Genomic DNA, 22,081 nt, shown 5'->3' on the forward strand with positions numbered 1-22,081 from the left:
GAAGGTGAGTCCCGCACGGCGAAAGGAGCCGAGATGTCTGACAACACCAAGAATGTCACTCCCGAGCGCGAGCAGGAACTTCTCGCGAAGGTCCCCACCGGCCTTCTCATCAATGGCGAGTGGCGCGATGCGACCGGCGGCAAGACGTTCGCCGTCGAGGACCCTGCGACCGGAAAGACCCTTCTCGAAATCGCCGACGCCACGAGCGAGGACGCGGTTGCCGCCCTCGATGCGGCCGACGCCGTCCAGGCCTCGTGGGCCCGCACGGCGCCGCGAGAGCGCGCCGAGATCCTCCGGCGCGCGTTCGATCTCGTGACCCAGCGGGCCGACGACTTCGCCCTCCTCATGACGCTCGAGATGGGCAAGCCCCTGGCCGAGTCGCGCGGCGAGGTCACGTACGGCGCCGAGTTCCTGCGGTGGTTCTCCGAAGAGGCCGTGCGCGACTACGGCCGGTACGTCACGACCCCGGAGGGCAAGAACAAGATCCTCGTCCAGCGCAAGCCGGTCGGCCCCTGCCTCCTCATCACCCCGTGGAACTTCCCGCTCGCGATGGCGACCCGCAAGATCGCCCCCGCGGTCGCCGCCGGCTGCACGATGGTCGTCAAGCCCGCCAAGTTCACCCCGCTCACGACGCAGCTCTTCGCCGCCGTCATGCAGGAGGCGGGCCTCCCGGCCGGCGTCCTGAACATCGTGTCGTCGTCGTCCGCCTCTGGCATCTCGGGCCCGCTCATGAAGGACTCCCGCCTGCGCAAGGTCTCGTTCACGGGCTCGACGCCGGTGGGCCGTCGCCTCATCGCCGACGCCGCCCAGAACGTCCTGCGCACGTCGATGGAGCTCGGCGGCAACGCGCCGTTCATCGTGTTCGAGGACGCGGACCTGGACAAGGCCGTCGAGGGCGCGATGGCCGCCAAGATGCGCAACATGGGCGAGGCCTGCACCGCCGCCAACCGGTTCCTCGTCCAGGAGTCGGTCGCGGAGGAGTTCACCCGCAAGTTCTCCGAGGCGATGGCCGCCCTCAAGACCGGCCGCGGCACGGAGGCCGACTCCAAGGTCGGCCCGCTCATCGATGGCGGCGCCCGGAAGGACGTCCACGCGCTCGTGACGGAGGCCGTGGAGGCCGGCGCCCGTGTGGCGACCGGCGGCGCCCCGCTCGAGGGCGACGGCTACTTCTACGCCCCGACCGTCCTCGCGGACGTCCCGAACGACGCCGAGATCCTCAAGAACGAGATCTTCGGTCCTGTCGCCCCGATCACGACGTTCAGCACCGAGGAGGATGCCATCCGGCTCGCGAACGCGACCGAGTATGGCCTCGCCTCGTACCTCTACACCCGCGACTACGCCCGGATGTTCCGGGTCGCGGAGCAGATCGAGTACGGCATGGTCGGCTTCAACGCGGGCGTCATCTCGAACGCGGCCGCCCCGTTCGGCGGCGTCAAGCAGTCCGGACTCGGCCGCGAAGGCGGTGCCGAGGGCATCGCGGAGTACACGACGACTCAGTACATCGGCATCGCGGACCCGTACGCGGGCTAGGGCTGGCCGCCTCAGTCTCCCGGACGCCTCAGCCGTCCGAGCCTGGCCCTCGCCGCACTCGCGGCGGGGGCCAGTCGCTTGATGGCAGGCCGCACGCGCTTGAGCAGGGGCGAGACGGCGCTGATGACCACCTCCCGGGTGCGGGCGCGCGCCGTGCGGAACGCGCGCCGGATTCCGTGGCTGGGCCTCGCGAAGGCTGACGGCGGAAGGACGGCGATGCGTGCCCGGGCCAGCGGCGATCGTACGGCGCGGCCCGCGCGGGCGACGGCGGCGAGGGCCTCGCGAGCCGCGGCGTCGTCGGGCGTGTAGCCGGGCCGGCCGTACTCGTGGCGTTCGTATTCGCCCGTGAGTGTCGCGAGTGCGCCCCGGAGGCTTACGCCCTCGGAGGAGCGGCCGTCGTCGGCGCCGTCCCATCGCTCGAGCCGCCTCGCATAGCTGCGCGGGGTGTCGGCGGGGTCGGCGGGGAGGCCGTGGTCGAGGCCGAGGGCCTCGAGCTCCTCCCACATCCCCTCCACGCCGCGCCTGAGGCGGCGGCGCCGCTGCATTGCGCGGATGGCCGCGGGGAGGATGACGAGTGCCGCGAGCAGTGCCGCCCCGAGCGCGACCCCGGTGGTCTCGGTCCGGGCTTCGGCCGAGGTCGCGGCCGCCGGGTGGGAGGCGGCAGCGCTCGGAGTGGGGGTCGCGGCCTTGGGAACCGCGCTGGGCCGCGCGGCGTCGTTCGGGTTGTCGAGGTTGGTGCTGGTCCCCGCAGGGGCGTCGGTCTGGGCGTAGGCGGGCACCGACCCGCGGGACGGCGTCGGCTCGAAGGGCACCCAGCCGAGGCCTTCGAAGTAGAGCTGAGGCCACGCGTGCGCGTCGCGGGCGTCCACCTGGTACTCGGGCAGCGAGCCCAGCCCGGCCACGGCCACGGTGGCCCCGGTCGGGTGTCCGGGCGCGAAGCCCACGGCGATCCGGCTGGGGATGCCGACGAGGCGCGCCATGACGGCCATCGCTGCGGCGAAGTGGATGCAGTAGCCCGACTTCTTCTCGAGGAACTTCTCGAGGACGTCCATGCCCGTGCCGTCATAGCCCTGCTGCACCGGCGCCTGCTCCGAGTAGGTGAAAGTGCGGAGATATGCCTGGATCGCGAGCGCCTTCGTGTACGCCGTCGTCGCGTCCTTGGTGATCGTCGTCGCCGTCGTCCGCACAAGGCTCGGGACGTTGCTGGGGACGGCGGAGGTTTCGAGCCCGATCCCGCGGGGCCGGGTGCGGGCCGCTGCGAGTTCCGCGGGCGTGAGGGTGGGAGCCACGGAACGGACGACATAGTTCTGGCCTAGGCTCGCGCCGGGATCGCCCTTGATGCTGAGGTTGAGCGGATCCCAGCCCATCCGACCCTGCACGCCGGAGACCGAGACTGGCGCATAGGGGACCGGGAGGTACGGGCTCGTGAAATTCCCGGTCGAGATGACCGTGGTCGTCGTGGTGAGCTGCGCGGTCTGGACCGTGTCGGTTCCGATGGCGCTCAGATCGTACCGCCGCTGGTCATCGCGGTTGTCGGGCCCCCACGTGCTTCCCTCGAAGGAGTCGACGGTCGTGGTCTGCAGGTAGACGGGCTGGTTCGAGTCCGTCGCGTAGCGGATGATCCCCACGCCCTGACCGCCCCTGAGATCGCTGCCGAGGCTGATGAACGGGTTGAGACCGACGTTCTGGCCGAAGTACTTGAGCCGCGAACCCTCTGGAAACGCTCCGCTGTCGAAGCCGGGGACGAGCGCCGGCAGGACGAGGGCGCCTCCCACGACCACGGCCACGAGCGTGATGACGCGCGACGGCGAGACCGCGGCTCCCGCCGGACGCGCAGTCCTCGGTCCGGGATCGTGGGCGGACACCACGTCGGCGCGTGCGAGCGCGAGCGCTGCGAGGTAGGCCGCGCCGCCGAGCGCGAAGCCCCACACCCCAGGGCCCTCGGTCTTGAGGAGCGCGGGCACGGCGAGCACGGAGAGCGGCGCGACGCCCGCGACGGCGGGCATGCGGCACGCGACGCCGATCGCCTCGCCGATGAGCGCCGTGAGGCCGAGGGCCCCCGCGAGGAGCGCGACGATGCCGACGTTCGGTGATGCGGGGACGGCCTCGAACGAGATCGTGTTCCATGCCTCGTCGAGGGCTTCCCGTGCACCCTCGATTGTCTGGGCGGTGGGAAGGAATCCGAGCAGGGTCGTGTCGCGGAGGAACATGCTGCTGACGGCCAACGCCCACGCTACGAGGCCCACGATCGACGGCACGACGTGCGGCGCCCGCACGAGGCGCGCGGCCGCGACCGCTATCCCGGTTGCGAAGACGACCACGACGGTCGGGTACAGCCACGCCCAGCTGCGCAGCACGCCGTCGTACGAGATCGCGGCGCCCACGACGGATGTGGCGAGCAGCAGGCCGACGGCGGCCTGTCGCCAGGCCAGGGGACGCGGGTCGGGCAGGAAGGACCGGGTCTGGCGTCGTGGCGGCCGCCCCGCGGGCAGGCCGGGCGTCGGCGGGGCAGGGGCACTCGTCACCACGGGAGGACCTCGGCTGTGAGGGCGAGCCACGCGGCATCGATCCGGGTTGAAGGGGTCGCTTCGACCGCGAACCAGCCGGCTGAGCGCAGCACCTCGACGGCGCCGCGGCAGGCGCCCGGATGGTCGGAGACCACGAGCGCGAGAGCACGCTCGGCAACCGTGCCCGCGGGCGCGAGGACGCGCGCGTCGTCGGCGGTCGTCCGGCCGAGGACGGCGACGATCGGGCCCCGCTGGCCGTGCGCCTCGAGCCGGTCGAGCAGCAGGTCGCCGAAGCCGTCGCCCGTGTGCGGCCCAGAGGTGCCGTTCTCGCGCCCTCGGGGCAGGATCGCCGCGAGGCCCTCCGCCACCGCGGCAAGGCCCGTGCGGCCCGAGTACTCGGGGGCGTCCGGCCCGGACGACGACGGCGAGTGCGAGAGCGCGAGGCTCCCGTCCGTGTCGAGCAGGCGGAGCGAGTAGTCGAGGTCGGCGAGGTGGGCCGCGACGGACATGGCGGCCGTGACTGCCCACTCGAACTCGGGCGGACCCGGCGCCCACTCTCCCGTCGGCGTCGGCCTTCCGGCCACAACGGGGAACGCGCCCCGTCGAAGATCGAGGATGATGGTCGCCTCAGGGGAAGTGGCCGACTCCTCCTGACGGACCATGAGCTGGCCATGCCGGGCGGTCGCTGCCCAGTGGACCCGCCGCATGGGGTCTCCATGGCGGTATTCGCGGGTCATCACATCGTCCTCGGCAGGATTCGCCTGCATCCGGGTTGCGATGACTCCCTCGATTCCGCGGAGGCCCGAGAGGACGGACGCCGCGAGCGGGACGGGCGCCGGAGTGACCGTGAGGAGGGTTCCATCGTCTATCCGCGTGCGCTGCTCGGTCACGCCGAACACGTCGGAAGAGCGCGCTTCGACCGGACCGAGGACGAAGAGGCCCCGGTGCGGGCATGAGAGCTGGTAGCGGTAGCGGCTGACGCCGTCGGCCCCCACCGTCCGGCCCGGGTAGGCGAAGTCGGGACCCGTGCCGAGCGTGGAGGGGAGCTGCTCTGCCATGGACATGCGGCCCACGAGGGCCCCGGTGTGACTGATGGCGAGGTGGACCTCGGCCCGCTGTCCAGCCTCGACGACCGGCGGCTCGGTTGAGCGCTCGACCGTCAGCCCGGGCCGGAACAGCCGCGTCGAGATCCAGGCTGCGGCGGGGACGAGCAGGAGGAAGACCGAGAGGTGGAGGAGGTCCCGGCGCCCCATGGCCTGAGCGGCGAGAAGGACGACCGCCCCAGTGATCACGAATCCCCAGCCGGCGCTTGTGAGGCGTCCCTGCCGCAGTGCACGAGGGGCGGCCATGGCTGGTCAGGCCTGCCGGCGAAGGCGGCCGGCACCGTCGGACGGGAGCGGCACGGTGGCGATGAGTGCTTCCAAGACGCCCGCCACGGACAGCCCGGCTGCTGCAGCCCTGCGCTCGAGGATCAGCCGGTGGACGAGCACGGTGGGGGCCATGGCCGCGACGTCGTCGGGCAGCACGAAGTCGCGGCCGTCAAGCGCGGCCCGTGCCTTGGCCGCACGGAGGAGCTGCAGGACCGCGCGGGGGCTCGCCCCGAGCCGGATCCTCTCGCTCGTGCGGGTCGCTCGGCCCAGGGCGACAGTGAATTCCTTGACGGGGTCGGAGACGTAGACCGCCTTGACGGCCTGGATCATCGCCGCGACATCGGAGGCCTCCGCGACGGGCTCGACCGAGACCAGCGGGGACTCCGACTGGTGGCTCTCGAGCATCTCGATCTCGGCGGCCTCGTCGGGGTAGCCCATCGATATGCGCGCCATGAAACGGTCGCGCTGCGCCTCAGGGAGCGGGTACGTCCCCTCCATCTCGATCGGGTTCTGGGTCGCTATGACCATGAACGGCTCGCTCAGCCCATACGACGTCCCGTCAACCGTGACCTGATGCTCCTCCATGCATTCGAGGAGGGCTGATTGGGTCTTCGCGGATGCGCGGTTGATCTCGTCGCCGATCACGATGTTGGCGAAGACGGCGCCCGGCCGGAACTCGAACTGGCGGGTGGCCTGGTTGTAGATCGACACGCCCGTGACGTCACTCGGCAGGAGGTCCGGCGTGAACTGGATCCGGCTCACCGAACAGTCGATGGTCCGCGCGATTGATTTCGCGAGCATGGTCTTGCCCACGCCGGGAACGTCCTCGACAAGCAGGTGGCCTTGGGCGAGCAGCACGGTGAGCGCGATGCGTGAGGCCTCCGCCTTGCCGTCGATCACCCGGTCCACCGAGGCGAGGATGTTTTCGCACAGCTCGCGGAAGCGGCCGGCGGCCATGGGCGCTGACGGAGGGGCCGCTCTGCGCGGCGTGAGGGCCGTCGGCGCGGCGTGGTGCACGTCCATGCATTCCCCCTGGGCCGGTGGGAGTGTGAACACTGACGAGACGTCCGTCACACCTCTGTCCAGTCCACGTTACCCTCAACACCGACCTTCGACCCCTCCGATTCTGTGACCTCGCTGTGACCCTTATTTTGTCGGACGGCAGTGGGAGGCTCTCCTCATGGGGGAGGAATCGGGGGATCGCCGGGAAGACGGGGGCCCGACACCGGTCGATGGCGCTGGGGTGGGCGACGGCGCTGGGCTGGGCGACGGCGCTGGGCTGGGTGACGGCGCTGGGCTGGGCGACGAGTCTTCTGTCGCCGAAGCCCGCTTCCAACATGAGGCCCGAGCCCTCTTCGTCGACTCCTTGGTGACGACTGTTCGCGGACTCGAGTTCGTGGAGTCGCGGGTGCATGCCTTGAGATTGAAGGCTGTCGCTGCCCTGCATACAGAGCTCCGACGGGCGGCGGCCAGTCGAGCCGAGGCGGGCGGTGCGGCGTCGACGACGGCAGCTGAGGTCGCCGCGGCCCTCAACGTCTCGCAGCGCACGGGCCGGGCCCTGGTGGAGGAGGCCTTGATGCTGACCGATCCAGGGCTGGCGCCGGTGCTCGATGCGATGGAAGACGGGCGGATCGACCGCCGTCGCGCGCGGGCCGTGATGGAGCAGGCGTGCGTTCTGCCAGCCGGAAAGGACGCGGATTTCTGCGCCGCCGCAGTCGACCTCGCCTGCCCGGACGACGGCGGACGCGCGCCGAGTCCCGGCGCCTTCGCCCGCCGCCTGAGGCGCCTCGCGGAGGAGTACCACGATGAACCGTTGGCCTCGCGGAAGGATCTCGCAGCTTCCTTCAGGAGGGTTGAGGTCGAGCCTGCGAAGGATGGGATGTGCTGGATCACGGCCCACCTTCCCGTCGAGGTCGGTGCAGCGATCGACACGCGTCTCGAAGCCCTCGCGAGATCCTTGCAGGGGGAGGGAGAGGCACGGGGGATCGGCCAGTTGCGCGCCGACGTCTTTCGCGACCTGCTCGTCGGCGCGCAGCTACCTCGCGATTCTGCCCGGAAGCCCGGTGCAAGAGCCGCTCGGCCGGAATTCGAGAACGGCAATTCGTGTACCGGGGAGCTGCACGTCGCGGGCGTGAGGACGGAAGTGGTTGTCACGGTTCCGGCCCGGACCCTCTCGGGCGAGGCAGAGACCCCGGGAGAGATCTTGGGGTATGGGCCGGTCGATGCGCCGGCTGCCCGGCTGCTCGCAGCAGAGGCGGCAACGTGGACCACCATGTACGTCGATCCCGGGTCGGGCGCGCCGTTGGCTCTCGGACGGAAACGCTACGCGCCCTCGCTCGCGATCCGGCGGTTCCTCGGGGCACGGGACAAGACCTGTCGCTTTCCCGGGTGCGACAAGCCGGCGTCCGCCACAGAAGCCGACCACACCGAAGAATGGCACCAGGGTGGCGTCACCGACGTCGCCAACCTGGCGCTCCTCTGCCGCGAGCACCATCGCCTCAAGAGCCTGGGCATCTGGAAGCTGCGGCAGGTGGGGCGAGAGGAGCCGATGAGGACCGACAGGCCGCCCGACGCGGTCACAGGGTCCGAGTCAGGCACCGGGGATCCACCGGCGCGGGAGGCTCCGGCCTGCGAGGCGCCCCGTGAAGTTCCGGACCGCGAGGTTCCGGCCTGCGAGGTTCCGGACCGTGAGGTTCGGGCCTGCGAGGTTCGGGCCCGCGAGGTTCCGGCGCGTGTACTTCCGGCCCGAGTGACCCCGGACGAGAGTGCTGCTCCGACCGGCGTTCTCGAGTGGATCTCGCCGACCGGTCGGCGATACGTCACGCACCCGGAGTCGGACGCCCCGCCGCCCTTCTGAGGCGGCAGGCTGAGGTGGCAGGCTGAGGCGGCAGGCTGAGGCGGCAGGCTGAGGCGGCAGGCTGAGGCGGCAGACCGGTGGCGGATGTGACACCGCGCGCGTCCTAGAGTGGAAGCCATGTGTGCATCTCTCCCGCCCGCTGCCTACCGCTTGAACGAGACCGACGACGGGCACGCCGGCACGGTGAGCGCGGACACGGTGAGCGCCGGCACTGTGAGCGCCGGCACTGTGAGCGCCGGCACCGTGAGCGCCGAGGTGCGTCCGGTCCACGATGAGAAGGGTCGGAAGCGGCGGATGGAGTACCCGCCTGCGCCGGAGCCGCTGCCGGTCCCCGTGATCGACAACCACACACACCTGAACTTCCGGGACGGACTCGTTGAAGTGGGGGTCCGGGAGGCGCTTGACGCCGCCGAGGCAGTGGGCGTGCACCGTGCCGTGCAGGTCGGCTGCGACCTTCCCTCGTCGCGCTTCACGGTCGAGGCGCTCGACGCCGACGCCCGCCTCCTCGGGGCGGTCGCTCTGCACCCGAACGACGCTCCCGAGTACGCCCGGCGGGGGGAGTTCGAGTCGGCGCTCGCCGAGATCGAGGAACTCGCCGCACACCCCCGCGTCCGGGCGATCGGCGAGACGGGGCTCGACTACTTCCGGACGCACGGCGAAGCCCTGAAGGTCCAGCACGAGTCGTTCCGTCGGCATATCGACATCGCCAAGCGGCTGGGCCTGACCCTGCAGATCCACGACCGCGACGCGCATGACGACGTCCTCCGCATCCTCGGAGAGGAGGGGGCGCCGGAGCGCGTGGTCTTCCACTGCTTCTCGGGGGACGAGGAACTGGCCAGGACCTGCAACGAGAACGGGTGGTTCCTCTCGTTCGCGGGCACCCTCACGTTCAAAAACGCCGAGAACCTGCGCCGGGCGATAGCGATCGCCGAGCCCACCCGGATCCTGGTCGAGACTGATTCGCCGTTCCTCACCCCGCACCCGTTCCGAGGCCGCCCCAACGCGAGCTACATGGTCCCGTACACGGTTCGTGGCATGGCAGAAGTCCTCGGCGCCGACCTCTCGGAGCTGTGCACGCGCCTCGGGGACAACACCGTCGAGGCCTACGGCAGCTGGGACTGAAGTCTCGGCTTGTGTGGCCGAACTGTAATCTTCGCTTGCTCCTTTGTAACGCTTCGATTACGCTCAGTTCCCAGTAGCCGGGGTCGGGGAAGGCCCGCGGACGAGTTGAACCCCGTGCAGTCGCGCGTCCAGCTGCATCCGGGGTCCGGTCACACCTGTGCCCGCGTCCGCTGCCTCCGTGCCCGGACCCTGTGAGGTTAGGGCCCATGTGAGCAGATACTCCGCCGAGAGCGCCACGGCGAAGCCGTTTCGGATCGCCGGCCAGGTCGCAGTCGTCGGCGCGCTCGTGCTCGGCACGACCGCGTTCGTCGCAAATGCGAAGACCGTCACGCTCACCGTCGACGGCAAGGCCAGCACCGTCCAGACTTTCGCCGGGACCGTTGAGCAAGTGGTCCGAGGCGCCGACGTGGAGGTCAACCCGGCCGACGTCGTCCAACCCGCCCTCTCCGAGCCTGTGGCGAGCGGTGCCGTGATCACTGTCAGCCGCTCGAAGGAGGTCACGGTCCGCCTCGACGGTGCGCAGCGCACGGTCGAGACGACAGTGCCAACCGTCGATGCTCTCGTCCGCCAGCTCGGCGTCGCCTCGAACAGCGTCGTCTCGCTCGCCGGATCCACCGAGCTCGCTCCCAAGGGGAGCGTCGTCGCGATCTCGACCCCGAAGGACGTCACCGTCCTCGTGGACGGCCAAGCCGTCACGCGTACGACGGCCGCGGCGACCGTCCGGGATCTGCTCGCCGAGCTCGGACTCACGCTTGCCCCGAATGACATCGTCTCCCTGCCGGGCAATACGTCGATCGTGACCGGCCTCGTGCTCAAGGTGACCCGCGTCGACGCCGGCAAGGCGGACACCGTCACCGAGTCCGTCCCGTTCAGCACGGACAAGACCGACAGCGCCGACCTTCCCGTGGGCCAGACCAAGGTGGTCCAGCAGGGAGTCCCGGGCACCCTCGTGAAGAACTACCAGGTGCTCTCTGTCGACGGCCACGAGGCCGGCCGCACGCTCCTGTCGCAGGACGTGAAGGTGCAGCCGGTCGCCGAGAAGATCCTCGTCGGAACGAAGCAGCCCGACCCCCAGCCGTCGTCCTCGCCGTCGCCGTCGCCGACACCGTCGCCGTCGTCCTCCGGATCGACCTCGGCGGCCGCCCCTGCCGTGGCGAACGAGGCGATGTGGGACAAGATCGCCCAGTGCGAGTCCGGCGGCAACTGGGCGATCAACACGGGCAACGGCTACTACGGCGGCCTCCAGTTCGACATCTCGTCCTGGGTGGCGAACGGAGGCGGGCAGTACGCGCCGAACGCCGCGCTCGCGAGCAAGGCCCAGCAGATCGCCGTCGCAAACACCTACTACGCGAAGGCCGGTCTCTCTCCGTGGGGCTGCGCGTGGGCGGCCAAGGGCTGACGGGCGACAGGTAGTCCACCGGGAGAGACAGCCGGTCCGCCAGGAGAGAGAAGTCGTCCACCCGAAGAGACAGCCGGTCCGCCAGGAGAGCTGACGATGCCCCGGTAGGATGCTCTGGTGACTGAACCCGCGCACCTGCTCGGGGCGGCCGACATCCGGGCGCTCGCCGAGGAACTCGGCATCCGCCCGACCAAGACCCTCGGCCAGAACTTCGTGATCGACGGCAACACGATCCGCCGGATCGTCACTGCGGCAAAGGTCGACCCGGCGGAGACGGTTCTCGAAATTGGGCCCGGGCTCGGTTCCCTCACGCTCGGGCTCCTCGACGCCGCGGCCCACGTGGTCGCGGTCGAGATCGATCCCACTCTTGCGCGGAAGCTCCCCGACACCGTCGCGGAGTGGCGTCCGGATGCCGTCGACCGCTTCGACCTCGTCCTGGCCGACGCGCTGAAGGTCAAGGAATTGCCTTCCGGGCCCTCCTCTCAGCCCACGGCGCTCGTTGCCAACCTTCCCTACAACGTGGCGGTTCCGGTCGTCCTCCACCTGCTCGAGCACTTCCCGAGCCTTCAGCACGGCCTCGTGATGGTCCAGGACGAGGTGGCCGACAGGCTCGTCGCCGGTCCCGGATCGCGCATCTACGGCGTTCCGAGCGTCAAGGCAGCGTGGTATGGCACGATGCGCAAGGCGGGCGTGATCGGCACCAACGTCTTCTGGCCAGCGCCTCGGATTCACTCGGGGCTCGTCGCATTCGAACGGCAGGAGCCGCCGCAGACGACGGCGACCCGGGTCCAGGTCTTCGCCGTCATCGACGCAGCGTTCGCCCAGCGACGCAAGACGCTGCGGGCGGCCCTGTCGGGGTGGGCAGGCGGAGCGCCCGCAGCCGAGCGGGCCCTGGTCGCCGCTGGCATCGACCCGAGCGCTCGAGGCGAGACCCTCGGCATCGAGGACTTCGCGCGCATCGCCGAGCAGCGCGAGCCTGCAACGGGGGGAGCGTCTGCGTCTGGCGGAGAGCCGGGGCCTGGGGGAGCGTCTGCGTCTGGCGGAGAGCCGGCACCCGGGGGAGCGTCTGCGCCCGGGGGAGCGCCGGCGCCCGGGGGACAGGCACTGCGCTAGCGTGGGGGGCATGCGTTCAGGGAGCGGTGGCGGCCGCAGATCAGTGCGGGCCAAGGCCCCCGGCAAGATCAACGTCTCGCTCCGCGTCGGGCCGCTCCGTCCGGACGGCTACCACAGCGTGGCGAGCGTCTACCTCGCCGTCTCGCTCTTCGAGGAGGTCCGGGCCACGGCCACGGACGAGCCCGGGATCACCGTGAGCCTGAACCCCGAGAGCACGCTCGACGTCGACGAGCTCGAGATCCCCTTGGACGAGACCAACCTTGCCGTCCGAGCGGCCGCCCTCATGGCGGAGGTCTCCGAACATGCGACGGGCGTGCACCTCGAGATCACCAAACGCGTGCCCGTTGCCGGCGGCATGGGCGGCGGTTCGGCCGACGCCGCCGCAGCCCTTGTCGCGTGCGACGCCCTGTGGGGGAGCGGGCTCTCGAGAGAGGAGCTGGCCCATCTGGCCGCCGAGCTCGGCGCCGACGTGCCGTTCGCGCTCCTCGGCGGTGCTGCAGTCGGCCTCGGCGTGGGGGACCGCCTCTCGCCCGCACTCGCGACCGCGCGCCTCGACTGGGTCCTCGCTCTCGCCGATTTCGGCCTCAGCACGCCCGCAGTGTTCCGCGAACTCGACCGGCTGCGCGGCCAGGAAGGCCTCGAGGCGGAGGAACCGGTCGACGTCGAGCCGGGGATTCTCGCGGCTGTCCGCGCCGGGGACGCTCCGGCCCTGAGCCACCTCCTCGTGAACGATCTCCAGCGGGCCGCGGTCTCCCTCGCTCCCGGGCTCCGCGACACCCTCGGCTGGGGCGACTCGCACGGTGCCCTGGCCTCGATCGTCTCCGGCTCGGGCCCGACCGTTGCGCTGCTGGCGGAGGACGCCTCGGCTGCGTCGGACCTGACGGAGGCGCTCACCCACCGAGGCGCCCACGCCGTCGCAGTCCACGGGCCCGTCCCCGGCGCGCGGATCGTGAGCGATACCCTGCTGTAGTCTCATTTTTCCAGTCCCCCTCGAGAAAGCGACCCGTGGCACACCTGCTCGGCGGCGAGAACCTCACCATCTCCTTCGGCACCCGCACCGTCCTCGACGGCGTGACGGTGGGTCTCAACGAGGGGGACCGCGTCGGCATCGTGGGCCGGAACGGGGACGGGAAGTCGACGCTCATGCGCCTCCTCTCCCAGCGTGCCGAGCCGGACGAGGGCCGCGTCACGAAGCGGCGGGGCGTCGACGTCGGATATCTGGACCAAGGCGACGTGCTCGACGGCGATCTCGACGTGGGCCGCGCGATCGTCGGCGAACGCGCGGCCCACGAATGGGCGGCCGACCCGCGCGTCCGCGAGATCATGGCCGGGCTCGTCGGGGACGTCGACTGGCGCGCCGAGGTGCGCTCTCTTTCCGGAGGCCAGAAGCGCCGCGTCGCCCTCGCGAAGCTCCTCATCGAGCCGCACGACGTGATCATGCTCGACGAGCCCACGAACCACCTCGACGTAGAGGGTGTCGCATGGCTCGCGAGGCATCTCAAGACGCGGTGGCGCGCCAACGAAGGCGCCTTCGTCGTCGTGACCCACGACCGCTGGTTCCTCGACGAGGTCTGCACGGGGACGTGGGAGGTGCACGACGGGATTGTGGATCCCTTCGAGGGCGGCTACGCCGCGTACGTCCTTGCCCGGGCCGAGCGCGACCGCATGGCGGCCGTCGTCGAGGGCAAGCGGCAGAACCTCATGAAGAAGGAGCTCGCGTGGCTCCGCCGGGGCGCCCCGGCCCGCACGTCGAAGCCGAAGTTCCGCATCGACGCGGCCAACGCGCTCATCGCGGACGTGCCCGAGCCGCGTGACGCCGTCGCCCTGTCGAAGATGGCGACTGCGCGGCTCGGCAAGGACGTCGTCGACCTCGAGGGCGTGACGCTTGCGTACGACGGCGCGCGACCCCTGTTCGACAACGTCACCCTCCGCCTCGCGCCAGGGGAGCGGGTCGGTGTGGTCGGCGTCAACGGCGCGGGGAAGTCGACGCTCCTCCGGCTCATTGCCGGAGAGCTGCAGCCGACGTCGGGCCGCGTCAAGCGTGGGAAGACCGTGGTGACCGCGGTGCTGAGCCAGGACGTACGGGAGTTGGACGATGTCGCCGACCTCCGCGTCATCGAAGTGATTCAGCGCGAGAAGCAGAGCTTCACGGTCGGTTCGAAGGAGCTGACGGCAGGGCAGCTGGTCGAGCAGCTCGGGTTCACGAATCAGAAGCAGTGGACCCGGGTCGCCGAGCTTTCAGGCGGCGAGCGGCGCAGGCTCCAGCTCCTTCGCCTGCTCGTGGGCGAGCCCAACGTCCTCATGCTCGACGAGCCGACCAACGACCTCGACACCGATACGCTCGCGGCCGTCGAGGACGTGCTCGACGGCTGGCCCGGGACGCTCGTCGTCGTGAGCCACGACCGCTATCTCCTCGAGCGCGTGACGGATCACCAGCTCGCCCTGCTCGGCGACGGGAAGATCCGCGCGCTCCCCGGTGGCGTCGAGCAGTACCTCGAGCTGCGGGAGGCGTCGCTCGGGGCGGCCGACGGCGGCAGCGCGGGTGGCCAGAGCGCACTCCCGGGCGCGGGGGAAGGCGCAGACGGCGGCGCGGCGCGTGGTTCGGCCGCGGGCACAGGCCAATTCGCGGCAGAAGCGGGCGACGGCGGGGCGTCAGGGGCGACTTCAGGGGCGAGCGAGGCCGAGAAGCGCCAGGCCCGGAAAGAGCTCAGCCGGGTCGAGCGGCAGCTCGGCAGGATAGGAGAGCAGGAGACGAAGCTGCACCAGCAGATGGCCGAGGTGGCGGACGACTACGGCCGGCTCGCCGAGCTCAACGCGCAGCTTCAAGCCCTGCTTGCCGAGAAGGAAGAGCTCGAGCTCGAGTGGCTCGAGGCGTCGGAGATCCTCGAGTAGGTCGCGCGAAGCGCGAAGTTGACGGGCACGGTCCACGGGCGCCGTTCACGGGACACCAGTAGGATCAGGCCAATGGGCTCCTTCGTCAGCGCGATCCTCGGCATGCCGCCGCTCCTGGCGTATGTCCTCGTGTTCTCCCTCGTCTTCGCCGAGGACGCCATCTTCGTCGGTTTCGTCGTCCCGGGTGAGACCGCTGCTGTGATCGGCGGGGTGCTCGCCAACCAGGGGCACGCGGACATCTGGGTCATGGCGCCGCTCGTCGTTCTCGCCGCAATCGTGGGCGACACGGTCGGGTTCGAGATCGGCAAGCACCTCGGACCCCGGCTGCTGGGCTTCCGCATCTTCGACCGCCACCGCAAGAAGCTCGACGACGCCCAGGAGTTCCTCCGCAAGCGCGGGGGCTGGGCCGTGTTCCTCGGCCGGTTCGTCGCCTTCTTCCGCGCCATGATGCCCGCCCTCGCGGGCGCGTCGCAGATGCACTACCCGAAGTTCCTGGCGTTCAATGCGCTCGGCGGACTTGTCTGGGGCGTGGGTTTCACGCTGCTGGGCTACGTCGCCGGTGCATCGTACGACGTCGTTGCCAAGCAGGCGGGGCGGGACATCGCCGCCGTCGTGGTGGCGATCGCTGTCATCGCCTTCGTGGTGTGGCGGATCCGCAAGAGCCGCGCAGAGCGACGCCGGGAGCGCACGTACGGGAGCGGGAACCCCAAAGCAGAGCCCGGGGCGCGGGGAGACGGCTAGCCGCCCAGCTGCGGATCCTTCTGCAGCCCCGTGAGGCCGTTCCACGCGAGGTTCACGAGGTGCGCCGCGACCACATGCTTGTCCGGCTGCCGCGCGTCGAGCCACCACTGCCCGGTCATCGCGACCATCCCGACGAGCATCTGGGCGTACATCGCGCCGTCGCCCGCGCTGAAGCCCCGCGCCGCGAACTCGTCGGCGAGGATGTCGCCGACGCGCACGGTGATCCGCTCGAGCACCCGGGCCAGTGCGCCCGCGCCGTCCCCGGGCGGGGCGTCCCGCACGAGGATCCGGAACCCATCGCCCCGCTCCTCGATGTAGGTCAGGAAGGCCATGGCGGCGCGTTCGAAGAGCACCCGCGGCCCCGTCTCCCCTCCGAGGGAATCGCCGATCGCGAGCAGCAGATGCCCGGATTCCTCCTCGACGACGACCCGGTAGAGGCCTTCCTTCGAGCCGAAGTGCTCGTAGATCACGGGCTTGGTGACGCCCGCCTTGGTCGCGACTTCTTCGATGGTTGCGCCATCGCGGCCCTTGGCCGCGAAGAGGCCGCGACCGACGTCGACGAGCTGGCGACGCCGCGCCGGCCCGGTCATCCGGATCCTCGGGACGGCGGGCTCGGCGTGGGGTTGGCTCACTGGAACATCCTAGGCAGTACGGGCGCCATCTGCCCGAGCTCCTCCCCAGACGTGGCAGAATGGACGACTGTGCCGAACGCTGCGACCGGGATCGTCCGGGGCGGCCACGGCGCCCTCCGCCCTGGTGTAATGGCAGCACGCCGGCCTTTGGAGCCGTGCAGTCTAGGTTCGAATCCTAGGGGCGGAACGCGAAGGGCCGGAACCGCCTGTGGATAGAATGGCCCCGGCTTGCACCGCGCATCGCGATGATCAGGAGAACCAGCGACAGTGAATTCGGAGAACCCCGGACAGCGTCCCCCAGCCGACCGCCCGGAGTCTCCCCAGGCCGGGCTCGGTCCTGTTCCCTATGGTGCGGCGAGGCAGCCGACTGCTGTCATCGTCCTTGCGGCAGGCGCCGGGACGCGCATGAAGTCCCGCACGCCCAAGATCCTCCACGAGCTCGGCGGGCGGTCGATGGTCGCCCATGCACTCGCTGCGGCCCGTGGGATCGATCCCCGCACCCTCGCCGTCGTCGTGCGCCACGAGCGTGACCGGGTCGCCGAGCACGTCGCCGCCGTCGACGCCGAGGCTCTCATCGTCGACCAGGACGAGATCCCCGGAACGGGCCGCGCGGTCGAGGTCGCGCTCGACGCGCTCGCGTCCGCGAACCCGGGCGGCGCCCCTCTCGAGGGGACCGTCGTCGTCACGTATGGTGACGTCCCCCTCCTGAGCGCCGAGCTCCTGCGCGAACTCGTCGCCCTTCACGAGGCCGACGGCAACGCCGTGACCGTCCTGACCGCGGTGCTGGACGATGCGACAGGGTACGGGCGCATCCTCCGCGACGCCGAAGGGGGCGTCGCAGCGATCCGCGAGCACAAGGACGCGAGCGAGGACGAGCGCTTGGTCCTCGAGGTCAACTCCGGCATCTACGCGTTCGACGGCGCCGTCCTCGCCGATGCCTTGCGCCGCGTCACGACCGAGAACGCCCAGGGCGAGAAGTACCTCACCGACGTCCTCGCCATCGTGCGCGAAGACGGCGGCCGCGTCGCCGCGCTCGTGACCGAGGACCGCTGGCAGGTCGAGGGCGCCAACGACCGCGTCCAGCTCCAGGCCCTCGCCGCGGAGCACAACCGCCGGATCGTCGAGGAGTGGATGCGCGCGGGCGTCACGGTCGTGGATCCCGCGACGACGTGGATCGACGGCAGCGTGCGACTCGCCGAGGACGTCACGATCAAGCCCAACACCCAGCTCCACGGGGCCACCGTGATCGAGCGGGACGCCGTCATCGGGCCTGACACGACCCTCGTCGACGTCATCGTGGGGGAGGGCGCGAACGTGCGGCGCACCGAGGGCACGAAGTCGGAGATCGGCCCCGGCGCGACGGTTGGCCCCTTCACGTACCTCCGGGCCGGTACCGTCCTCGGCGCCGACGGCAAGATCGGGGCCTTCTACGAGACGAAGAACGCGCAGATCGGCCGGGGAGCCAAGCTCTCCCACCTCGGGTACGTCGGCGACGCCGAGGTCGGGGAGGGCACCAACATCGGCTGCGGCAACATCACCGCGAACTACGACGGCGTGAACAAGCATCGCACCGTGATCGGCGCGCATGTCCGGACGGCGTCGAACACCGTCTTCGTCGCACCCGTCACGGTCGGCGACGGGGCCTACACGGGGGCCGGCGCGATCGTGCGGAAGGACGTGCCGCCGGGTGCCCTGGCCCTGAGCGTCGCACCCCAGCGCAACGCCGAGGGGTGGACCGAGGCCAGGCGCCCGGGCTCGCCGTCGGCCGCGGCCGCCGCAGCAGCCAGGGAATCCGCCGCCAGTGGCCTGCCGCAGGCCCCGGCCGCCCTGGATCCCTCTGAAGCTTCCCCCTCTGCCAGCACTCCCCCAACAGAAGAAGGCAAGTAGATGACCGAGATCACGGCCAACGGCGAGAAGCGCCTCGTCGTCGCGTCAGGCCGGGCCCATCCCGAACTCGCGCAGGAAATCGCCAAGGAGCTCGGCACCGAGCTGCTTCCGACGTCGGCGTACGACTTCGCGAATGGCGAGATCTACGTTCGGTTCGAGGACAGCGTCCGCGGCGCCGACGCGTTCGTGATCCAGGCCCACCCGGCTCCGATCAACGAGTGGATCATGGAGCAGCTCATCATGATCGATTCGCTCAAGCGCGCGAGCGCCAAGCGGATCACGGTCGTCTCGCCGTTCTACCCCTATGCCCGTCAGGACAAGAAGCACCGCGGCCGCGAGCCCATCTCGGCCCGTCTCATGGCCGACCTCTACAAGACGGCCGGCGCGCACCGCCTCATGAGCGTCGACCTGCACACCGCGCAGATCCAGGGCTTCTTCGACGGCCCCGTCGACCACCTCATGGCCATCCCGCTCCTCGCCGACTACGTCCGCACCCGCGTGGACCTCAACAAGGTCACCGTCGTCTCGCCGGATACGGGGCGTGTCCGCGTCGCGGAGCAGTGGGCCGAGCGGCTCGGCGGCGCCCCGCTGGCATTCGTGCACAAGACGCGCGACGTCACGGTCCCGAACCAGGCCGTCTCGAAGCAGGTCGTGGGCCAGATCGACGGCCGCGACTGTGTCCTCATCGACGACATGATCGACACCGGCGGAACGATCTCTGGTGCCGTCCAGGTGCTCAAGAACGCCGGCGCGCGCTCCGTGATCATCGCGGCCACCCACGCCGTGTTCTCCGATCCCGCATCCCGCCGCCTCGCCGAGAGCGGAGCCCGCGAGGTCGTGGTCACCAACACGCTGCCGATTCCCTCAGACAAGCACTTCGAGCAGCTCACGGTCCTCTCGATCGCGCCGCTCATCGCCCGCGCGATCCACGAGGTGTTCGACGACGGCTCCGTCACGAGCCTGTTCGACGGCCGCAGCTAGAGCGCAACTGGCCCGAGGTTCGCCGTCCGTCTGATCTGTTAGGATTGACGGCGAACCTTGGCGAGGGACCGGCGTGGATGCGCTGGTCCGTGATCGACTGGGTCTGAACGCTTCGATGGAGTCCCGTGGCCCGAAAGGGTCCCGTGGCCCGATGGTGATCTCGGTTCAGACACCCGCTTTCGCGCCAGGCCACCTGACCATCGAAGGAGCATTCCATGAGCGACAAGCTCGCCGCCCAGAAGCGCACTGAGTTCGGCAAGGGCTACGCCCGCCGCGCCCGCGCCGCAGGCAAGATCCCCGCAGTCATCTACGGCCACGGTGCCGAGCCGATGCACGTCAACCTCCCCGGCCGGGAGACCGTCCTCGCGGTCCGCGTGGCCAACGCCCTCCTCACCATCGACCTCGAGGGCACCGAGCACCTCGCGATCGTCAAGGACATCCAGCGTGATCCGGTCCGCCAGATCATCGAGCACATGGACCTCCTCACGGTCCAGCGTGGCGAGAAGGTCGAGGTGGACGTCCCCGTCCACGTCGTCGGCGAGACCGCTCCGGGCACCGTCGTCACGCACGAGACCGTCGCCGTGACCGTCGAGGCCGAGGCCACCCACCTCCCGACCGCGCTCGAGGTGAGCATCGAGGGCCGCGGGGCGGGCGAGCACGTCCACGCCTCCGACGTCCAGCTCCCGCAGAACGTCACGCTCGTCACGGACGCCGAGACGATCATCGTCAACATCTCCGAGGCAAGCGCGGCTGTGACCGAGGAGCCGGCCGAGGCGGGCGAAGAGGCCGCTGCAGAGTAGCTGACCCTCTCGAGGAACTCGAGGCGGCCTTCCCCCTGAGGGTGGGCCGCCTCTTCCCTCGTTTCGGCCCTCTCGGTTCTGGCCGTTGCACGTCCTGGTTCCACATCTGGGCTCCACATCCTGGTTGCCCATCCTGAAGGAGCAGTCCCCATGGCAGAGACTTGGCTCGTCGTCGGGCTCGGCAACCCGGGCCCGAAGTACAGCGGCAACCGGCACAACGTCGGCCAGATGGTCCTTGACGAGCTCGCGGGCCGCGTCGGCGGGACCTTCTCGTCGCACCGGTCGCGCGCCGTCGTCCTGGAGGGCCGGCTCGGCATCGGGGGCCCCCGCGTCGTGCTCGCAAAGCCCCTCACGTACATGAACGAGTCCGGAGGCCCGGTCTCGGCTGCGGCCAAGTTCTACGGGATAGATCCCGAGCACGTCATCGCTGTCCACGACGAGCTGGACATCCCGTTCGACGCGGTCCGCCTCAAGCGCGGCGGGGGAGAGGGCGGCCACAATGGGCTCCGGGACATCTCGCGAGCCCTCGGCACCAAGGACTACTACCGCGTGCGGGTGGGCGTCGGGCGCCCTCCCGGACGGACGGACCCCGCCGACTTCGTGCTGCACGACTTCTCGCCCACGGAGCGCAAGGACCTTCCGTTCCTCCTGGGGGAGGGGGCCGACGCCGTCGAGCTCCTCGTGCGCGAAGGCCTCCTCGCCGCGCAGCAGAAGCACCACCCCGCAAAGGCGTAGCCGGGGCTCTCCTCAGGGTTGAGCGGTCCCATCCGCCTCATCGAAGCAGCGAAGCGTTGCATCCCGCGCCTTCGCCAGAGCGTCCATCAGGGGCCTGGCCCGGTGTTCTGCGGCGAGCATCTCCACGCCCCAAGGCCCATCCCAGCCGATGCGCCGCATGGTGCTGATGAATCCGACAACGTCCTGATCCCCTTCGCCCGGGTAACGGCGGTTGTCGCGCGTGTCTTCGAACAGCGTGCCTCGCGGCTCTGCATCGGCGTCGCACAGCTCGACGCCGAAGACCATCGAGGGAGTCAGCGCCACGGCGAGTTGATCGAGCGTCGTCCCCGCACGGAAGACATGCCAGTAGTCCACGATGAGGCCCGCTGCCTGGTGGTCCACTCTTCCTACCAGTTCAACGCCCTGCGGAATCGAGGCGATCATTGCGAAGGGGAGGGGCTCGAGGGCGACCCTGGTGCCAGCCGCGGCAGCCTCGTCGGCCAGGCTCCGCAAGGGCTCAACCAAGGGGGCGACCGAGGGAATTGCGCTCCCGAAGCTCGTGCCCACCTTGATCCACCGCGAATTGAAGGCCTTGGCCGCCTCGACAAGGAGCGACCAGGTGGTCCGCCATGGCGAGGCGTCGGTGTCAAGCCACCAGTCGCTCGCAAGCTCGACCTCGATGGGGCCGATGCCGACGGCGTCTGCGTGCGCCCGCAGCCGGTCGAACCCGAGGTCGTCCCGGATTCGCCCCAGATCGCTCTGGGAGAAACCCATTCCCGTATAGCCCAGGTCCGCGCAGGCGCTGACCCTGTCGAGGGCAGAGAACGGGCTGAGGTCGGGGGTGCCCAGGGGTGCCACTGGACCGGCGCTTGTCCAACACGTGGCAACCAGATTCCGTGAGGGGAGTGACATCTTGCTCCTCGTCAGGTCTCGCTCCTAGTCAGGCCAACGCGCCTAGTTGGAGGGGAAGTTGTAGGAGGCGCCGGAGGCGTGGGTGGGTTCGGGCCAGCGTTGGGTGACGACCTTGGCGCGGGTGTAGAAGGAGACGCCTTCTTCGCCGTAGATGTGCTTGTCGCCGAAGAGGGAGTTCTTCCAGCCGCCGAAGGAGTGGTAGGCGACCGGGACGGGGATCGGGACGTTGACCCCGATCATGCCCACGTGGACGCCGCGGTGGAACTTGCGGGCGTTGGAGCCGGAGGAGGTGAAGATCGCGGTGCCGTTGCCGTAGGGGTTGGAGTTGATCAGCTCGATGGCCTCCTCCACGGTCTGCACCCTCACCACGCCCAGGACCGGGCCGAAGATCTCCTCGGTGTAGGCGGCCATGTCCGTTCCGACGTTGTCGATCACGGTGGGGCCGAACCAGAACCCGTCCTCCTTGCCCGGGACGGTGAACTCGCGCCCGTCCACGACCAGGTCGGCCCCGGCCTCGGCCGCGGAGGTCACGATCGACTTCATCCGCTCCTTCGAGGCCGCGGTGATGACCGGGCCCATCTCCGCCCCCGGGTCGGTGCCCTCGGCGACCCTGACCGCCTCGGC

18 protein-coding genes and 1 tRNA gene are annotated in these 22,081 nt (G+C 70.3%); 13 read left to right on the forward strand and 6 right to left on the reverse strand.

The window, feature by feature from the left end; all coding sequences use genetic code 11:
* The first annotated feature begins 33 nt into the window (after positions 1-33).
* Positions 34-1,530: an NAD-dependent succinate-semialdehyde dehydrogenase gene (locus E6A21_RS06440; RefSeq protein WP_138443309.1), complete on the forward strand. Its 1,497-nt coding sequence runs from the start codon at positions 34-36 to the stop codon at positions 1,528-1,530.
* Positions 1,531-1,541: 11 nt separating this feature from the next.
* On the opposite strand, the gene E6A21_RS06445 is transcribed toward E6A21_RS06440, so the two are convergent.
* From E6A21_RS06445 to E6A21_RS06455, 3 genes are all read right to left on the reverse strand, one after another.
* On the reverse strand, positions 1,542-4,055 hold the full coding sequence (locus tag E6A21_RS06445) for a transglutaminase TgpA family protein (protein WP_138443310.1): 2,514 nt from the start codon (positions 4,053-4,055) through the stop codon (positions 1,542-1,544).
* Positions 4,052-5,329, reverse strand: coding sequence for a DUF58 domain-containing protein (locus E6A21_RS06450; RefSeq protein WP_171041289.1), 1,278 nt, complete (start codon positions 5,327-5,329; stop codon positions 4,052-4,054). The genes E6A21_RS06445 and E6A21_RS06450 overlap by 4 nt, the downstream gene beginning before the upstream one ends.
* Positions 5,330-5,392: 63 nt before the next feature.
* On the reverse strand, positions 5,393-6,430 hold the full coding sequence (locus tag E6A21_RS06455) for an AAA family ATPase (RefSeq protein ID WP_138443312.1): 1,038 nt from the start codon (positions 6,428-6,430) through the stop codon (positions 5,393-5,395).
* A 157-nt stretch (positions 6,431-6,587) separates the two neighbouring features.
* Between E6A21_RS06455 and E6A21_RS06460 the strand changes: the two genes are divergently transcribed.
* The 7 genes from E6A21_RS06460 to E6A21_RS06490 all read left to right on the forward strand — a co-directional run bounded on the left by E6A21_RS06460 (position 6,588) and on the right by E6A21_RS06490 (position 15,531).
* Positions 6,588-8,264 carry an HNH endonuclease signature motif containing protein gene (locus E6A21_RS06460; RefSeq protein ID WP_138443313.1) on the forward strand — a complete coding sequence of 559 codons (1,677 nt, stop codon included), beginning with the start codon at positions 6,588-6,590 and terminating at the stop codon, positions 8,262-8,264.
* 294 nt (positions 8,265-8,558) lie between these two features.
* Positions 8,559-9,386, forward strand: a complete 828-nt coding sequence (locus tag E6A21_RS06465; protein ID WP_138443354.1) for a TatD family hydrolase — start codon at positions 8,559-8,561, stop codon at positions 9,384-9,386.
* Between the two features lie 208 nt (positions 9,387-9,594).
* Positions 9,595-10,785 (forward strand): resuscitation-promoting factor, encoded by a 1,191-nt coding sequence (locus E6A21_RS06470; protein WP_138443314.1) that lies wholly within the window; start codon positions 9,595-9,597, stop codon positions 10,783-10,785.
* A 114-nt stretch (positions 10,786-10,899) separates the two neighbouring features.
* Positions 10,900-11,898 carry a 16S rRNA (adenine(1518)-N(6)/adenine(1519)-N(6))-dimethyltransferase RsmA gene (rsmA, locus tag E6A21_RS06475; RefSeq protein WP_138443315.1) on the forward strand — a complete coding sequence of 333 codons (999 nt, stop codon included), beginning with the start codon at positions 10,900-10,902 and terminating at the stop codon, positions 11,896-11,898.
* A 10-nt stretch (positions 11,899-11,908) separates the two neighbouring features.
* Positions 11,909-12,868 carry a 4-(cytidine 5'-diphospho)-2-C-methyl-D-erythritol kinase gene (locus tag E6A21_RS06480; protein WP_138443316.1) on the forward strand — a complete coding sequence of 320 codons (960 nt, stop codon included), beginning with the start codon at positions 11,909-11,911 and terminating at the stop codon, positions 12,866-12,868.
* 35 nt (positions 12,869-12,903) lie between these two features.
* A complete protein-coding gene (locus tag E6A21_RS06485) occupies positions 12,904-14,790 on the forward strand; it encodes an ABC-F family ATP-binding cassette domain-containing protein (protein WP_138443317.1) in 1,887 nt (628 codons plus the stop codon).
* A 72-nt stretch (positions 14,791-14,862) separates the two neighbouring features.
* The gene (locus tag E6A21_RS06490; RefSeq protein WP_138443318.1) at positions 14,863-15,531 is read left to right on the forward strand and encodes a DedA family protein; all 669 of its coding nucleotides are present in this window, start codon (positions 14,863-14,865) and stop codon (positions 15,529-15,531) included.
* Here E6A21_RS06490 and E6A21_RS06495 read toward each other — a convergent pair.
* Complete coding sequence (locus tag E6A21_RS06495) at positions 15,528-16,121, reverse strand: TetR/AcrR family transcriptional regulator (protein WP_138443355.1); 594 nt, start codon at positions 16,119-16,121, stop codon at positions 15,528-15,530. The two genes, E6A21_RS06490 and E6A21_RS06495, sit on opposite strands and share 4 nt — an antisense overlap.
* A gap of 157 nt (positions 16,122-16,278) precedes the next feature.
* Between E6A21_RS06495 and E6A21_RS06500 the strand changes: the two genes are divergently transcribed.
* The 5 genes from E6A21_RS06500 to pth all read left to right on the forward strand — a co-directional run bounded on the left by E6A21_RS06500 (position 16,279) and on the right by pth (position 20,566).
* Positions 16,279-16,350 (forward strand) — tRNA-Gln (locus E6A21_RS06500).
* Positions 16,351-16,430: 80 nt separating this feature from the next.
* Complete coding sequence (glmU, locus tag E6A21_RS06505; RefSeq protein ID WP_138443319.1) at positions 16,431-18,050, forward strand: bifunctional UDP-N-acetylglucosamine diphosphorylase/glucosamine-1-phosphate N-acetyltransferase GlmU; 1,620 nt, start codon at positions 16,431-16,433, stop codon at positions 18,048-18,050.
* Complete coding sequence (locus E6A21_RS06510; protein WP_138443320.1) at positions 18,051-19,031, forward strand: ribose-phosphate diphosphokinase; 981 nt, start codon at positions 18,051-18,053, stop codon at positions 19,029-19,031.
* A gap of 215 nt (positions 19,032-19,246) precedes the next feature.
* Complete coding sequence (locus E6A21_RS06515) at positions 19,247-19,831, forward strand: 50S ribosomal protein L25/general stress protein Ctc (RefSeq protein ID WP_138443321.1); 585 nt, start codon at positions 19,247-19,249, stop codon at positions 19,829-19,831.
* Between the two features lie 150 nt (positions 19,832-19,981).
* The gene (gene pth, locus E6A21_RS06520; protein ID WP_138443322.1) at positions 19,982-20,566 is read left to right on the forward strand and encodes an aminoacyl-tRNA hydrolase; all 585 of its coding nucleotides are present in this window, start codon (positions 19,982-19,984) and stop codon (positions 20,564-20,566) included.
* A gap of 12 nt (positions 20,567-20,578) precedes the next feature.
* On the opposite strand, the gene E6A21_RS06525 is transcribed toward pth, so the two are convergent.
* Both E6A21_RS06525 and E6A21_RS06530 read right to left on the reverse strand, forming a co-directional pair.
* The gene (locus E6A21_RS06525; protein ID WP_246036237.1) at positions 20,579-21,403 is read right to left on the reverse strand and encodes a sugar phosphate isomerase/epimerase family protein; all 825 of its coding nucleotides are present in this window, start codon (positions 21,401-21,403) and stop codon (positions 20,579-20,581) included.
* Positions 21,404-21,499: 96 nt separating this feature from the next.
* The coding region (locus E6A21_RS06530) for an aldehyde dehydrogenase family protein (RefSeq protein ID WP_138443114.1) at positions 21,500-22,081 on the reverse strand (582 nt) is incomplete at its 5' end.

Origin of the sequence: Sinomonas susongensis, from assembly GCF_005877005.1 — a bacterium.
In the GTDB taxonomy this organism is placed as follows: domain Bacteria; phylum Actinomycetota; class Actinomycetes; order Actinomycetales; family Micrococcaceae; genus Sinomonas; species Sinomonas susongensis.

Excerpts from the sequence above, each read along its gene's own strand:
- E6A21_RS06440 (WP_138443309.1), top strand. The coding sequence starts at position 34 with ATGTCTGACAACACCAAGAATGTCACTCCCGAGCGCGAGCAGGAACTT.
- E6A21_RS06455 (WP_138443312.1), bottom strand. The coding sequence starts at position 6,430 with ATGGACGTGCACCACGCCGCGCCGACGGCCCTCACGCCGCGCAGAGCG.
- E6A21_RS06465 (WP_138443354.1), top strand. The coding sequence starts at position 8,559 with ATGGAGTACCCGCCTGCGCCGGAGCCGCTGCCGGTCCCCGTGATCGAC.
- E6A21_RS06490 (WP_138443318.1), top strand. The coding sequence starts at position 14,863 with ATGGGCTCCTTCGTCAGCGCGATCCTCGGCATGCCGCCGCTCCTGGCG.
- E6A21_RS06515 (WP_138443321.1), top strand. The coding sequence starts at position 19,247 with ATGAGCGACAAGCTCGCCGCCCAGAAGCGCACTGAGTTCGGCAAGGGC.
- E6A21_RS06460 (WP_138443313.1), top strand. The coding sequence starts at position 6,588 with ATGGGGGAGGAATCGGGGGATCGCCGGGAAGACGGGGGCCCGACACCG.
- E6A21_RS06480 (WP_138443316.1), top strand. The coding sequence starts at position 11,909 with ATGCGTTCAGGGAGCGGTGGCGGCCGCAGATCAGTGCGGGCCAAGGCC.
- E6A21_RS06510 (WP_138443320.1), top strand. The coding sequence starts at position 18,051 with ATGACCGAGATCACGGCCAACGGCGAGAAGCGCCTCGTCGTCGCGTCA.
- pth (WP_138443322.1), top strand. The coding sequence starts at position 19,982 with ATGGCAGAGACTTGGCTCGTCGTCGGGCTCGGCAACCCGGGCCCGAAG.
- E6A21_RS06495 (WP_138443355.1), bottom strand. The coding sequence starts at position 16,121 with ATGACCGGGCCGGCGCGGCGTCGCCAGCTCGTCGACGTCGGTCGCGGC.